This is a genomic window from Botrimarina hoheduenensis (assembly GCF_007859815.1).
Classification (GTDB): domain Bacteria; phylum Planctomycetota; class Planctomycetia; order Pirellulales; family Lacipirellulaceae; genus Botrimarina; species Botrimarina hoheduenensis.
This window is the reverse complement of the sequence record NZ_SJPH01000005.1, coordinates 52,901-67,931: the sequence shown is the minus strand read 5'-3', so window position 1 is coordinate 67,931 and position 15,031 is coordinate 52,901. Positions and strand designations below refer to the sequence as shown.

Below are 15,031 nucleotides of genomic sequence, written 5' to 3'. Positions count from 1 at the left end.
GATTAGCGGGTTACAGCATTGATCGACGCTTGCGGAGGATCCATTCCGAAACAAGGCAGCCCACGATCCCTGCAAGCAGTGGCCAGCGGTTCCATAGTTCTCTGGGGGGAAGTGTTTCGAGCGGCGTGGCGACTGCCGTCGGCAAAACCTCCGGCAGCATCGACGCTGCTTCCAACAGCAAAAACCGCCCCCGGGTGCGCTCTGCTGCTGCAGACATCGCTTGACGATTCATCTGCGGCTGAGCCGCTTCGCCGCGTGGCGCTTGCACTTCAAACACTGCCGCTGCTGAGGGGGTCTCGCCGAGCGCCGCCACCACGCCGCGATATCGTCCGGCAGGCAGACTCGATAATGTCCCCCGATATCCCTCAGAAGTGGCCTCGAGCGTTACGCGGCGTTCGACGCCGTCGTCGCTACGAACCGTGAGCTCCGGCAACGGGGTCTGCTCATCGCGACGACCCGATTGCCGAACACGCAGAACAATCGACTCGTCGGTCTGATACCGAGTGCGATCCGTATCGACCCGCAGCGGAGATTCTTCGGTTGACCGTTTGCCACGCGCTAGCGTGCGTAGGGTCTGGCCCCAGTAGCGTGCGAAGTAAACGTCGCCAACACGGAATCGCCACCGCCAAGTGCTGTCGATGGCATGCAGGATCACGCGACCCGCTCCGAAACGTTGTGCGACAATGACCGGCGGTGAGCCGGCAGCGCCCTGCGCTACCGCGAGCACCGACGCGGCGGGCTTGGGCTGACCGATATCAGCACGCCAAAAGAGGGGCGCAAGGGAATCCCACAAAGCAAGATTCGCGGCTGTTGTATCCGTTAACAGGAAGGCGGGCTCTTGGGTGCCAAGCGATGTTGGCGCAACTCGGAATCCGGCCGGTTCGTTCCAGCTCTGAGCCGATGCCGTGGACAACTGGGTTGGGCATAAAGCGGCAAAGGCCTCGCGATCGGCGATGGCGGCTGGCAAGCCACGCGGCCCGGCAATCAGTGCCAGACCGCCGCCTCGGTCTCCAACAAAGTCCGCTAGTCCGTCCCAAGCCGAACGCGGCAGCAGGGTCGGGTCGAGATCAATCAGGACCAGGGCCTCATACTCGTCCAGATCTTCAACCCGGTTAGGAAAGCGACGCAGCGCTGTCAGGTCAGTGTCGGCGTACCGCGGATCGGCCTCTTGGAGGACCGTGGCGAGGCGGATCGAATCGTCTCGTTCCAACAACTGCTTGAGATACCGAAACTCATAGTTCGGATAGCCTGCTGCAAGCAAAACGCGCAGGGGTTCGTCAGAAACGTTGAGCGTGTGCGAGAGCTCGCTGACAACCGGTACCGAGGTCGGACCGGATTCCGTCGTGGAGACACGCAGCGTGTAGACGTATCGACCAGCCTGTGCGGGGCGATCCAGCAAGTCGATCGGCAGAGTTGCCGTGGGGCCATCAATCTTGAGTGTTTGCGAGCTGAGGACCACGGGCTCGGCGGTCTCGTTGTCACGCCGCAGCAATTCCAGGCGGACGCGTTTCCCCGCCAGCCCCTGTGTGCGGAGTGTCGCCTGGAAACGGACCAAATCGTCGGCGTATCCACGATCGTCGGCACGCAGGTCAGAGAGCTCAACGTCGGCTCCGGAGTCTTCGGACCCGATGCCAATAAAGTACAGCGGCACGCCCAGACGCCGCGCGCTGTCGGCCGCCACTGAGAGGCTGCGCCCCTTCGTCACCTGTCCATCAGAGAGGGTCACCACGGCCCGCAGCGCTGGACCTCCGGTCTCGAGCGCAGCGGCGATGGCGTCTCCGAGACGCGTCGCGGAGCGATCGGCGGGGATCTCGGTCGTTGCCGGTTCGCTATCGCTCGGGGTTGGGGCGGTGAGCTTGTCGCGGCGCCAGTCGCTATCGACCGTGTAGAGTTCTAGATCGAAGCTCGCAGCGAGCCGCTCAAGCAGCTTCTCGGGTCTCTCGGCCAGCATCTGTCGAGCGGCGGTCTCGCGCTGGATCGGCGGTTGGTTTGGCTGCTCGTCACGGATCACGTCGCGCCGGAGCATGCTCTCTGATTGATCGACAAGAACCGCGAGCTTCGGCCGACCGGTTCTGACACCCGCCCAGATCGCTCCGCTGAGCATCGCCAGCAAAAGTCCGATCGTCGTTAGTCGCAGCAACCCCAGGGTTAGGCGATAAGATCGGCCGGCGGGCGATAGCTCAGCCCGATAACACACGAACACCAGTCCCGCGACGAGCGCTACAAAAAGCACGGTGAACCACGGCACCCATGGCCAGTCGGCACGCAACCGCCATTGAACTTCGGACGTGGTCGCGGCCATCAGCAGGCCGTTAATCGGTAGGCAGTTCATCGCTAGGCAGACCTCCTCCCGAACTGGCAAGCCAATACGGTTTCTAGGATCGCCAGCGTGAGAGCGGCATACAGCAAGAGCCGATGCAAAGGCGTTTGCGCCGCGGTCGAGTCGTGCGCGCCGTTCCAATCATCGGTCGTTAGTACCGATAGGGTTGCTGGCAGCGAGCGGGGGTCGATTCGGCTTAAGGAACTCTCTACGGCACTGGTGTTGACCGCAAAGCGATGCGAGAGGGCGGCAGCGTCGGCAGAGCCAAGACGGTAGACGCCCGGCTCATCGGTCCCCGTGAAACGCCAGCCCCCTTCGCTGGTGAGAAGCGCCTCAGCTTTCTCACCTGTGGGCGTCTCGATAATTGGCGGCATCGCTGTGGCGTTTGGCTCCTGGCTTGCAGGCTGGATAAGCGGATCTCCAACCAACAGTCCGGGATCGGCACTGGCTCCGCCACTGCTGTACTCCAGCAGGCCGTTGATGATCGGCAAGAAGCTGGGCCAAGCAGGCCAAGCGGTCCACGGACCGCCGGTTGCCGGATCAATCGACGCGAACGATGCGGCGGTTGCGACAACCGCGACACGACCGCGCCCATGATCGCTGGTCACGATCAGCGGATCTCCCCGGTCTAGTTCCATGGCAATAACAGCAGACGATGTCGAGGCATCGCGTGTCGGGGAGAGCTTGCCTAAACGAAGAGGAAAATAGCGCATAACGGGCGTCGTGAGCAGGCCGGCCCGTTCGCGTCCGCGGAAGGGTGCCGCTAGGGGGTGGGCATAGCCCTTGGGATCGACACGGTACGACGGCTGACTGATTGCAGGCTCAATCGTCACGGGCAGCAGCGCTGACGATGCCGGGTCATTTGCGCTCGTCGAAGCCAGCCGAAAGATCGGCTTGATCGCCGTCGCTACCGTAGGGGCGGTTGGCCCCTCGGCTCCCAGCACACGGTTATAGGCGGCCGGCTGAACCCGATCGCCCAGGAAGAGCACAAGGCCGCCACCTTGCCGAACAAAGCGATCGAGCCGGCGCGCTTCGTCCTCGCCGAATTGAGCGACGTTGCAGCAAAATACGCAGGCAAAAGCCGTTAAGTCCGTGCGTGACAGATCAGCATCCGCGATCCGTTCGATCACGATCGGTTTATCCGTTTTGTCGGTAGGTTCCAGCGCGGCTTGAAGGTAGCGAGCCGCGTCGCGCGCGCCCTCAACGCAAAGCACCCGCACCCGTTCACGCACCGGCACGACGGCCCAGCGGGCGTTGTCGGCCAGCAGATTCTCCTCTCGCAAGCGGATCGCAACCGCGGTGTCTCCGGCGTCGATAAATCGATAACTGAAACTGACCGGTGTCGTAGTCCCTGCGCGAAGTGTGACGGCTTGCGTTGCGACAACCTCATTTTTCACCACAAGTTCGGCGACCGTGGCGAAGGGCTCACTAGCGCGATTCAGCCGGGCCTCACCCGTTATCGCAATCGGCCCCGCAATGGTCGGTAGGGTTGGTTCGTAGCGGAGCGTCTCGAGCGACGCATTCCCCACGAGAGCCGGTTCCGCTGTGTCAACGACTGCGAGTTCGGCGACTTTGGCAAGCCGCTGGAGCGCTTCGCGCTCGGGGCCCGCGGTATCGGCAGCGCCTTGCCAAGCCGCTTCGTCCAGATCGGTGAGAAAAAGCACCCGCACGGCACCGTCCGCGGTTTGCGCTGGTTGATCGACATCACTGCCGAGGTTTAGCAGCTTGCTCACTAGGGCCATCGCCTTGCCAGGGGCGGCGACACCGGCCGTGGGAATCAGCCCTTCAATAGCGCGGCGAACCGCTGCTTTGTCGGCCGATTCGGTAAGCACGATACGCGGATCACCGGACATCGCGAGGATCGAGAACCGATCGTTCCCCCCCGCTTGGCCGACGAGCCTTTCAGAGACTTGTTGCGCACGGTTCAGGCGTGATTGCTGCTCGGAAACAAGCCCCATCGAAAGCGACGTATCGAACACCAGCACGTGATGTGTCCCCGCACCAAAGTCGGCGAGCACCCCTCCGCGATCAAGAAAAGGCTTGGCTGCCGCCAGCGCAACGCACAGCAGCAGCAGCGTCCTAATCGCGAGCAAGATCCAGTGCTGGAGCCGCAGCCGCCGGGCCTGACGCTCGAGGGCGGCTTGCAGAAAACGCAGGGCAGCCCAAACCGTTTCACGCCGGGTCTGTCGCATCCACAGGTGGATCAAGATCGGCGCAGCAGCGGCCGCCAGCCAGCCGAGCATAGCAAGGCTGCCGAATCCAAAGGCAAGGAGAGGGGCTGCGGGGGGCAAAAGCGGCGTGAGTTGGTAGGGGAAAGAGAAAGCTAATGCAGTCGCGCCTGGCGATGATGCAGGTACGCCGTGAGGGCTGCCTCGAGCGGACGGTCGGTCCGCATAAGCACGTAGTCAGCACCCTGCGTGCGGCAGCCCGAGGCGACGCGTTGCTGGAACGCCGCGAATTCTTCGCGGTAGGCTTTGCGAAGCCGCGCGGGATCGACCAGCAGTTCTCCCAGGCGTTCCAGCCCTTTGAATAGGGTGGGCTGCTCGAACGGGAAGTCGAGCTCCGCCGGGTCGAGCACATGCATGACAATCACATCGTGGCGTCGGCAGCGAAAGTGCTTGAGTCCCGCCAGCAGTTCGTCAGGATCATCGAACAGATCGCTCAGGATGATGACAACACCACGTCGGCCTAACCTTTCGGCAAGCTCGTGGAAGATCGGTCCGGCCGATGTCTTTTCGCCGCCGCTGGCCTCGGCGAGAGTCGTAAGGAGCGGCAGCAAATGCGAGGGGCTACCGCTGGGGCGCAGCAAGGTACGAACCCGATCGTCAAACGTCGCTAGCCCCACCGCGTCTTGCTGACGCAGAATCAGATACGCCAGCGCTGCCGCAGCGGTCTGAGCGTATTCAAGCTTCGACATCGTTGCGGCCTCAGGAAGAGGATTCGCGGATCGCCGGCCGATCGGCACCAGGGGATTGCTACGCGCTGCGGTGCTCTCGCTGCGGTACGTCATGCTCTCGCTAATGTCGAGCACGAGGTACCCGATCAGGTTGGTCTCTTCCTCGTAGCGTTTGACGTACACCTTGTCGGTCTTACCGAACGCGCGCCAGTCGACATAGCGAAGATCATCTCCGGGGACGTACTCGCGGTGCTCCGCGAATTCGTTGCTGAACCCTTGGTAGGGCGAACGGTGCAGGCCCGAGACGAAGCCCTCGACGATTCGCTCAGCGCGCAGGCGCAGACCTCGCATCCGCGCCAGCACGGCGGGATCGACGAGACGCTCGGGCGTGGCGGAGGGTTGGGGCATAGGCTCTTCGGACGGGGCTGCGAAACGGTTGCTCAGGCGGCCGCTTCAGCGGACGTGCTCTCGAGCAGCCGATCGATAACGTCGTCGGCTGTCACACCGTCTGCTTCCGCGTTGAAGTTCGTAACGATCCGATGACGCAACACCGGCGGCGCGACGGCTCGTAGGTCTTCAATCTCGACGCAGTGCTTGCCGTGTAGAGCGGCTCGCGCCTTGGCGGCAAGCACTAAAAACTGGCTCGCACGCGGGCCTGCGCCCCAGCTCAGATACCGATCAACCACGTCCTGGGTGTCTGCCGGTGTTCCGCTTCCCCCGGCTCGGACCCGCGTCTGCCGAACCAAGCGGATGGCGTACATCGCCAGATGATCGGCAACCGGCACACGCCGAACGAGGTCGGCCATCGCCTGCAGATCTTGGGCTGAAAGGGTCGCGGTGACGACGGCGTGGGTGTCGGCGGTCGTCTGCTTGACGATCGCGAGTTCTTCCTGCTCGGTCGGATAATCGACCCGCACCATAAACATGAAGCGGTCGAGCTGAGCTTCTGGCAGCGGGTAAGTGCCCTCTTGTTCGATCGGGTTTTGGGTCGCGAGCACAAAAAAAGGTTGCGGCAGCGCATGGCGCTCTCCACCGACCGTGACCTGCCGCTCTTGCATTGCTTCGAGCAGTGCCGCCTGGGTCTTGGGCGGTGTCCGATTGATCTCATCGGCCAGAACGATGTTGGCGAACACGGGGCCCGGCAAGAAGCGAAACTCGCGTGTGCCCGTGACCTTGTCTTCTTGGATGACTTCCGTGCCCGTGATGTCGGCGGGCATGAGGTCGGGCGTAAATTGGACACGGCTGAAATCGAGCGACAATGCATCCGAAAGGGTCCGGATGAGCAGCGTCTTCGCCAGCCCGGGAACGCCTTCCAGCAAGCAATGCCCGCGTGCAAAGAGCGCGATCAGTAGCTGTTCGACCACCGCCTGCTGACCGACGATCACTTTGCCGAGTTCGGCGGTCAGCCGCTGGTAGGCGTCGCTCAGGCGGCGGATCGCTTCGACGTCAGATTCGGGAAGGCTCATCGAAATTCTGTCAGCAAAAAGAAAGGGTCAATAACGCGTTCTAAGGCCGCAGACCAGCCGACGCGAGGGGAGAATCGCTTAGCTTGAGACGCTCGCCAGAGAGCAGCGGTTCCTTTTCGGCCGGTTCGGTCCCGATCAACACCATGGCGGTGCTGCTCAGCACGAGCAATCCGTGCGGCGTGGCGTAGAGATCCACGCCCTCTCCGCCGAAGCCCCCAAGCGGGATCGGCGGCCGTGTTGGGGTGCCGGTACGGATCGATACGCAATGGATCTCGTTGCGGGCTGGCCAGAAAAGCTCGTCGGCAGTGACAGCCGCTCGGCCATGGCCACGGAGTCCGGCGTGCCGACTCGCCGGCCACGAGCGAAGCTCATGGCCTGTTAAAGGATCAAGCCAAGCCAGTCGCTCGCCAGCCACGAGCAACGCCTCTTGGGTCGGGATTAACAGCGGTGTTCCACCGGTGTGTGGCCAGCACCAAACCGGTTGGCCGGTGCTCGTGTCGAAGGCATACACATCGGCGGCATCGGCGGGTGCCAAGAAGAGCATTCCACCACGCACGATTGGGGTCGAAGGAGCCTGTCGGGGGAGTGTGCTACTGTTCGACGTCGCGTAATTAGAAGCCCACCGAATCTTGCCGGTTTGATGGCTCAGAGCGACGACCCCCCCCCCACCGGGAACGACAAACAGTGTGTCGCCAGCGGCTACGAGGCTCCCGTCGCTGATCGATACGCCTGTGACGTCGCAGCTTCCGAGGCGGGTGCGCCAAATCTCTTGCGAGGTTGAGCGCGAGAAGCACCCTAGCCAGAGTGAACCGCGGTCGCTTGCAGGAGAGCTGAAAGTGTAGAGTCGGTCGCCTTGAACGATCGGCGCAGCGAGGAAGGTCCAGGCATTGCCTTCTTCGAGTGCGGTGCCGTCGAGCTCAAGCACTACTTTGCTTTCACGCTGCAGATCGAGTCCGACCAGGAATTCGCGGGTTGTTACGAGCCGCCGACGGGGAGTCGAGTCATCGATCACTTGCCGATACAGTCGGCAGTAGAGTGTGTTGTCGATCAACACGGCGGGGCCCTTCCAACTGATGGCCCCCGTTACGGTGGTCCGCGGTGTCACGAAGCCGTTGTTGCGCACCTGAATGCCAGCGCCATTGATGACGATGCCGCCGCCGAAACGAAACGCGGGTCGAGCTTGTCCTCGACGGCCATCGGCCGGGTTGTTTGCCAGATCGTTTGCGGTGTTAGTCCATTCCTCAGGAATCTTCATCGCCAACGGCTTGCCGTCTTGTAGGTTGTGGGCATGCAGCCGACCCCCATCTACCCAGACCACCTGTTCAGCGCTGAGCGCGGGGCTTAGTCGCGGCGGAAACAACTGCTCAGCCGGTATCTGGCCGATAATCGCCAGTTGTTGCATGTGCCGTAGCCGCTGTTGCTGCTGAGCCCGGGCTTGTAGCTGATTCCGCGCGCTGGCGTCCAGCAAAGAGATCCGCCACGACCAATGGTTCAGGGGACCGACAAGCTCAGAATCAGCCGGCAAGTCGTTGTCGGCGTCGTTGGCCGCTTGTGCTTCGCGAACCATCGATCGCAGGGCGGGGACGATCGGCTGCTCTCGGCCCGCGAGGCGGCCTGCAATATTCGGAGACAATGCTTCGAGCAGACGTAGCTCGAGAGCGGCGCGGCGTGTATCGCCTTCGTGGAGTGAGCACACCGCTAGCCGTGTGAGCGCCTTACCGACGACCGAATCATCGTCGGGCCTGGTTGGTGCCGCTGTCGTCGTTGGTCGCGGAGCGTTTCGCCAAGTCGCCGCCAGCTTCGTGGGGTCAGCTTGTGGATCGAGCGTTGCGAGCGTTACCGCGAGGGGCTCGCCGTAGGGACCGCACGCCTCGGGTGTCGCGAGAGTGAGCCAGCGGCGGGCTGCGGAGAAATCGCCCGCGGAGAGCGCAATCTCGCCGAGCGCGAGAGCCGCCCCTGCTCCTTTTGAGCTGGCCAGCATTTCCGTCGCCACACGCAACAGCGCCGCCTCGTCGTAGCGCTGAACGCCCCGTTGCATTTCGCGGGTCGCTGAGGATTCGGTCCGGCGGCGATACGCCTGGAGCCCCTCGGGAGGCAATCGGCATAAAGCCCGTTGGCAACGCGTGCCAACTGTCTCGTAGCGATCGGTCTCAGCCTCGACCAGTTCGGCACCGTGCTCTAGTTGGAGCTGCTCGAGCAGGTCGATCGCTTCGTCCCAGAGCTGATCTTCGATGACCACCTCAAACTGGGCGAGTTGGCGTTCCACGGCGGTAGATGCGGTGACCGGCTGAAAACGCCCCTGGGCTCGTGTCTCGCAAGGGCCAAACCACAGGGCTTGCATCAGAACGCAAAGGAAGCATCTCCGAACAGTGTCGTATCGCACGGGGAGGTCGCTCCTTCGCCACCGGTAGAGAACCCGCCACACGGTGAGGTTAAGCACCCCCCCGACTGATTCTCGAATACCTAAGTCTACTGGTCCGAAGCGTTTCAGGCAAAAGATCGTCTCAAGGGGGCCGCATCGCTGGGGAAGCCCTACATCTGCCTTGCTTCGGAAATCCGGCGTGATTGGTGTAAGCAGAGAAACGCCCTTGCAGTGCAAATTTCTGGTCCGCTCCCCCCAACACACCGGCCTAGAGGTCTGCCGGGGGAAACCACTGATACAGCATCAGATAGACAAGCACCCCGGTAACCGAAACGTAGAGCCAGATGGGATATGCCCAACGCACCAAGCGGCGATGCTTTGCGCGGAAGGCTTGGCCGGCCTCGGCTCCTAAGGCGAGCGAACGCGAACCGAGGTAGGCCGCTCTTAGTGCGAGATAAGGCACGGTCATCGCCAGCACGACGTGCGTGGCAAGAATAAAGTAATAAACGTAGCGAACGGGCCCCTCGTGCGTGAATCGCACGGTCAGCCGCACCGCAAAGTGGTAGTACAAGTAGCAAGCCAAGAAGGCTGCCGAAACCGCCAGGGCCCCGATCATCGCCGTACGGTGGGCTTGCTCATGACCGCGCTTGATCAGCACCAGAGCCAGAACCAGTAGCAACGTTGCCAAGCTGTTTAGCGCGGCATTCACGTGCACCAGCGGATGGGCTGCGGAGAGAATCAGCAGGTCTGGCATTGCAAGAGTTCCTGTGGTTGCAGCCGTTGGCTTTACCGAGCGCTGTTGGCGGTGCGGGATGTTGGCGGTGCGGGTTGTTGCCTTTGCGCAAGAGTTTGCCGCTAGCGCTTACTCGCGCCCCGCCACCCACCAGCAAGCCACAAGCATTACTGCGGCAAAGGCACCGGTGACCGCCCAGCACAAGGGCTCCGCAGGCAAGCCCGCGGCATCTAGCGGAGTCAAACGATGCCGCAGCGCTGCGACACCATAGGTGAGCGGATTGATCATGACCGCGAGGCCCAGCCACCCCTCGGCCCCGTGCCGAAAGAAGGCTCCCGAGAGGAGCCACATCGGCAGCAGAAAGATGCTCATGATGGCGTGGAATCCCTGCGTCGAGTTCATCCGCCATGCGATCAACAGGCCGAGCCCCGTCAGCGCGATGGCAAGCAGGGTCATGCCGCCAACCGCGGCGAGCGCTGAGAGCGGCGTAGGTTGGATTTCGGCAACCGTTGCCCAGCCCAGGGCCAGGAACAGCAGCGCCTGGATGAGAGCGATCGCTGCTCCGCCGAGCACTTTGCCGAGGACCATGGCCCACCGCGTGACCGGAGCGACCAAGACCCCCTGCAAGAAGCCCTCGTTGCGATCTTCGATAATGCTGATCGTGGCAAAGATCGCTGTAAACAGCAGGATCATCACCAGCGTGCCCGGAAAGAAGTGTGTGTAGCCCAGATCGTTGGACCGTAGCCCTTCGCTGAACAGCAGCCAGAACAGCACCGGCTGGACCAAACCGCCGATCACGCGATTGCGTTGTCGAAAGAAACGCACCAGCTCCCGCTCGGCGAGCGTGAGCACCACCGGTAGGGACGGCGAGTAAGTCGTTGTGGGGCTCACCAAAGGGGATTGTCTGCAGGTTAGAGGGGGCGTTAAGCGGCGAACTCAATCGTGGAAGAGTTTTCCGGTTCGGGAAAAAAAGACGTCTTCCAGCGAGGGCCGACCGATTGTCAGCTCGCTGATGCGGTCGGGGAAAGCCGCCAGAAGCTGTGCCGCGTCGGCCGCTGCGTTATCGCTCTCGAGCCGAACGAGCCGGTCAATCACGCTCACTTCGCGTTGTAAACGCTCACGGACCGCTTGGGCCAGCGCCTCGGGCTCGTCCGTGCGAAGCGTCAAGGTGTCGCCTCCGATCGAGTTCCGCAGCGCCGCGGGGGTGTCGTCCGCCACCACTCGCCCGCCATCGAGGATCGCGAGTCGGTCGGCCCGTTCGGCCTCTTCGAGCAGGTGAGTGGTCACGATCACCGTGAGCCCCTCGGCTCGCGCGGCGGCGAGTCGCCGCCAGAGGTCGCTGCGCGCGGCCGGATCGAGCCCCGCCGAGGGTTCATCCAGCACGAGCACTCGCGGACGGTGCAGCATGGCTTGTGCCAGCTCCGCACGACGCTGCAAGCCGCCCGAAAGAGTCTCAACAATATCGCGCCGTCGATCTGCCACGCCGAAACGTTCCAGCTCTTGATCGATCCTGGTTCGCAGCGTTCCGCCGCTCAGCCCGTAAAGCCGTCCGTGGTGACGCAGGTTCTCTTCGACGCGCAGTTTTTTGTCCAAGCTGGGCGACTGGAAGACGACTCCCAATTGTGCCCGCACGGCGGCGGGTTGCCGGGCCGCGTCGGCTTCGCCCACCGTGATGCTGCCCGCTTGGATCGGCATGAGCGTTGCGAGCAACTTGAAGAGCGTCGTCTTGCCGCTGCCGTTAGGGCCCAGCAGGCCGAGGATTTCTCCTTCGCGGACTTCCAAGGAAACACCGCCCAAGGCTTCGCGTTGTCCGTAGTGGTGCCTTATTTCGTTGATCCGGATCGCAGCCGTGGTGTTCATGGGGAGCCAGTCGCTCGCTGTAGGATTCAGTAGGTGGGGGGCGAAGGGCCGAGCGGCGGCCAAGAGTGCGCCTTCCGGACGGCTAACGCGGTCGGCAGCCCTTCAGCAAGCGAGGTGGTTAAGCGCCTGCCACCCACAGGGCAAGCAACCACACCGGCACATAGAGCAGCGTCACTCTCAGCAAGCGACGCGCCGTGATGTCGGAACAGTCCGTCAAAAAACGTTGCGAACTAGCAAACATCACTAAGCCCGCCAGGGTTACCGGAATGCCGTACCAGAGCGGGGCGATCGTTGTTGACAGCACGATCGGCGCGAGACTCATCGGCAACAGAACGGCCGACCACACGACCGCTTGAAAGCCGGCCCAGCGACCGGAGGGATCGAGCACGGTCGACATCTGGTGCCCCGCCGCAGCGTATCCAGCCCGGCTGAGCCAAGCGATCGCCATGAAGTGGGGAAACTGCCAGACGTACATCACCGCTACGATAGCGATCCCGAGCGGGTCCAGCAGCGACCCGCCGCCGGCTGTCCAACCGATCCAGAGGGGAGTCGCCCCGCTGACGGCCCCCACCGCCGTATTGATCCACGAGCGAGGTTTGAGCGGCGTGTAGCAGCCGACATAGATCCCCCAGGTCCCCAACGCGATGAGCGAGGGGAGCAATCCGGCGTGCATTGCGAGCATCGTCACGCCCGCAGTGAGCGTCAGCAGACCAAACGCGAGCGCTTCGGCCGGCGTGATCCGTCCCGCCGGTAGGGGGCGTTCTGCGGTGCGTGGCATCTGGGCGTCGAGTTCGCGTTCGAGCCACATGTTCATCGTGTTGGCGCTCGCTGCCACGAGCGCTGTGCCAAACATAACCGAGGCGACGAGGGCCGCGGTCCACGGTGTGCCGGCGGCTCCGTAGCGGGTCGCGATGTGAAGCGTTGCGAGCACCGCCACCAGCTCGAGGATGACGATCTTCGGCTTTGAGAGCGCGATAAAGTCGGCGATCTGCGGCAGCAGGCTCGTTCGCTCGGTAGGGGCGGGCAAAGTGCTGATGCCTGTGCTCATGCGAGGAGGCTCGATTCGCGTCGGGGGGGCTGGGGGGGACCAGAGGCCTGGGTCTCCGACGCCCGGACAGCCTCTGCCAGGGCATCTTGACCGTCCGGTGGGGACTTCCCAGCGCGACCGGTCGAGACGCCCAGTCCGGCGGCACGCCCTACCGCCAGGGCTAACAGTAGCGAGCCGATCGCGCTATGAGCGGTAACGATCGTGGTCTCTGTAAATCCGCCGGCAGTTGGTGGCTGTATCGTACCGGGTGCCATCCGCTCCGCCCAGCCGCGAAGCCGGGGCAGCTCAAGCGGGGCATTTTCCGCTGCCGCTGTCAGAGTGGTGGTTGGATCGGCCCAGTGCGGATAACGGTATTTGGCCACCCAGGTCGCTAGCCCCAAGGAGATCTGGCCCACTAACACCGCGGCGAGCAGCGCCGCAACGCGGCCCCGGCCCGCACGGGCTTCGGAGAACGCCACCACGAGCGCGACGACGGCGACGACCGCCGCCATGGCAAGATGCGCCTGAACATGCAACGCAAACGCCCAGGCACCGCTCGACTCGGGAGTGTGTCGGAGCGTGGCTCCGAGAATCAGTTGCGTGTAGACCAGTGCGGGCAAAATCGCGATCAACCAGCCCCTTTGTGAGAGAGTTGGGGCCCGTTGTGAGCGAGTAGCAGGTAAGAGGCGAGCCGGAGTAGGCCTGGTTGCGGCCACAAGCAGCACGGTCACCGCGAAAAAGAGGGGCCCGGTCGCCCCATGAACCAGCGCCAAATAGCGGGCGTTCAGCAAAACACGAAACCCCCCGAGCGCGCCCTGGAGGCAAACCAGTCCGAGCGCGATCCAGGCGAGCCGCACCACTTGTCGGGGTTCGCCGGAGCGCCGCACGATCACCAGCAGCGCGATCGTCAGCAGACCAACCAACGAGGCAAGCAACCGATGCCCGTGCTCGATGAACAAGTCCCATGGCCCGAAGAACCAGGTTTGCCAGGGGTACAGCAATAAGTTGTAGCCGTAGGTTCCCGGCCAGTCGGGAACGGCCATCCCGGCGTCGGTCGTTGTGATCAGGCCCCCCACCCAGATCAGCGGGAAAGTCAGACCACACAGCAACCATGCCCCGCGATACGGCCAAGGCGATTCAGCGGCGGCTTGTTTCATGGCACCTCCTGGGCCGAAGCTGCGTAGTGCGGCGAACCTTCGTCGCTCGGCTCGTCAGAGATCCCCAGCGATTCAACATACGCGACCAGCGCCCAAATCTGCGGATCGCTGAGAGCGGCGGGCTGGCCGGGACGCAACGGCCCCAGCGCGGGCATGGTGGTTCCGGCGATCCCCTGGTGGAGACGACGAAAGAGCGTCTCTGGCTCGTCGCCGCCGCGCCTTTTCACGGTGGTCAGCTCGCGTCCCCATGAAGGACGGGGCGGGAAAGCCCGCTTCGCCGCCGCAATCAGCCGCGGATTGTCGGTGGTTTGGCTTGCCGTAAGGATCTCACGCCGTTCGGTATCCCAGAGGTCGTAGTCGCGATCGGACGCCGTCACGTTGGGCGTTAATCCGGCCCCGTTTGTGCCATGGCATTTTGCGCAACCGGTGAGCTCGCTGTGGAACAACTCTTTGCCTTGGGCGATCAGATTGGCATCGACAAGATTTTGAATCGGTTGGGACGAATTGACCACGAGGCGATCGGTGTCGGTCCAAGCCGTGCTGAGAGAAGCGAGCAGCGGCTCGGCCGTTGCGACCGTCACGAGCTCCTCTTCGGCAAGCTCTTCGACACTGAGCAGCACAAGCTCGCGTTCCAACTGGCCCCGCAACGTTAGGTAAACGACGTAATCGACCAAAGCGTTGCGTTCGTCCGTGCTCAGCAGGCGGAACGAGGGCATCGCCGCGCCGGGGACGCCCCGTTCCAGTACGGTGTGCAGGTCTGAAATCGTGGGAAGGGCATCGCGGTAGGTGCTCTTCCATTTGAACACCCCCCGCCGGAAATCACGCGGATAGGGGTGCTGATAGAGGGCCGTCGGACCCTGGCCGTCTCCTGTCACGCCGTGGCAGCGGGCGCAGTGACGTCCGTACAGACCCTGGGTGACTCCCGGCTCGTGACTGATTACTTCACCGGCGCACCGGATCAGGTTGTTGTGATCGATCGTGGCGTGCAGCAACTCGGGCAGCCGAGGCTCGGCGGGCGTACCAAAGATTTCCAGCAGGACCGTCTCGATTGCTTCCGACTGCGCTGCGGTTAGCCCTTGGCTGCTGTGCAGCAACTCATTCGGTTGAAACGTCGCCGGACCGCAGCCGACGAGGCAAGCCGCCACCCAGGCGATCGACCCCGCAGCAGAGCGGCTTATGCCAAGCATCGACCAGCTGAGGGGCACGAAGG

At 63.2% G+C, this 15,031-nt stretch carries 11 protein-coding genes; all 11 read right to left on the bottom strand.

Features of this window, described 5'->3' with window-relative positions:
* Nucleotides 1-10 precede the first annotated feature (10 nt).
* On the bottom strand, nt 11-2,332 hold the full coding sequence (locus tag Pla111_RS12310; protein WP_146574750.1) for a hypothetical protein: 2,322 nt from the start codon (nt 2,330-2,332) through the stop codon (nt 11-13).
* 2 nt (nt 2,333-2,334) lie between these two features.
* Nucleotides 2,335-4,611: a BatA domain-containing protein gene (locus Pla111_RS12305; RefSeq protein ID WP_261342122.1), complete on the bottom strand. Its 2,277-nt coding sequence runs from the start codon at nt 4,609-4,611 to the stop codon at nt 2,335-2,337.
* A 32-nt stretch (nt 4,612-4,643) separates the two neighbouring features.
* Nucleotides 4,644-5,624: a DUF58 domain-containing protein gene (locus Pla111_RS12300; protein WP_146574748.1), complete on the bottom strand. Its 981-nt coding sequence runs from the start codon at nt 5,622-5,624 to the stop codon at nt 4,644-4,646.
* 32 nt (nt 5,625-5,656) lie between these two features.
* Entirely contained in the window at nt 5,657-6,682 is a 1,026-nt protein-coding gene (locus Pla111_RS12295) for an AAA family ATPase (protein WP_146574747.1), read from the bottom strand.
* Between the two features lie 40 nt (nt 6,683-6,722).
* A complete protein-coding gene (locus Pla111_RS12290; protein WP_197524997.1) occupies nt 6,723-8,948 on the bottom strand; it encodes an outer membrane protein assembly factor BamB family protein in 2,226 nt (741 codons plus the stop codon).
* A gap of 364 nt (nt 8,949-9,312) precedes the next feature.
* Nucleotides 9,313-9,798, bottom strand: a complete 486-nt coding sequence (locus tag Pla111_RS12285) for a DUF420 domain-containing protein (protein WP_146574745.1) — start codon at nt 9,796-9,798, stop codon at nt 9,313-9,315.
* A 108-nt stretch (nt 9,799-9,906) separates the two neighbouring features.
* The gene (locus tag Pla111_RS12280) at nt 9,907-10,668 is read right to left on the bottom strand and encodes an ABC transporter permease (protein ID WP_231931000.1); all 762 of its coding nucleotides are present in this window, start codon (nt 10,666-10,668) and stop codon (nt 9,907-9,909) included.
* Between the two features lie 45 nt (nt 10,669-10,713).
* A complete protein-coding gene (locus Pla111_RS12275; protein WP_146574743.1) occupies nt 10,714-11,637 on the bottom strand; it encodes an ABC transporter ATP-binding protein in 924 nt (307 codons plus the stop codon).
* Nucleotides 11,638-11,755: 118 nt separating this feature from the next.
* Entirely contained in the window at nt 11,756-12,685 is a 930-nt protein-coding gene (locus tag Pla111_RS12270) for a protoheme IX farnesyltransferase (protein WP_146574742.1), read from the bottom strand.
* Entirely contained in the window at nt 12,682-13,821 is a 1,140-nt protein-coding gene (locus Pla111_RS12265) for a COX15/CtaA family protein (RefSeq protein ID WP_146574741.1), read from the bottom strand. The genes Pla111_RS12270 and Pla111_RS12265 overlap by 4 nt, the downstream gene beginning before the upstream one ends.
* The gene (locus Pla111_RS12260) at nt 13,818-15,008 is read right to left on the bottom strand and encodes a cytochrome c (protein ID WP_146574740.1); all 1,191 of its coding nucleotides are present in this window, start codon (nt 15,006-15,008) and stop codon (nt 13,818-13,820) included. The genes Pla111_RS12265 and Pla111_RS12260 overlap by 4 nt, the downstream gene beginning before the upstream one ends.
* Between the last annotated feature and the right edge of the window lie 23 nt (nt 15,009-15,031).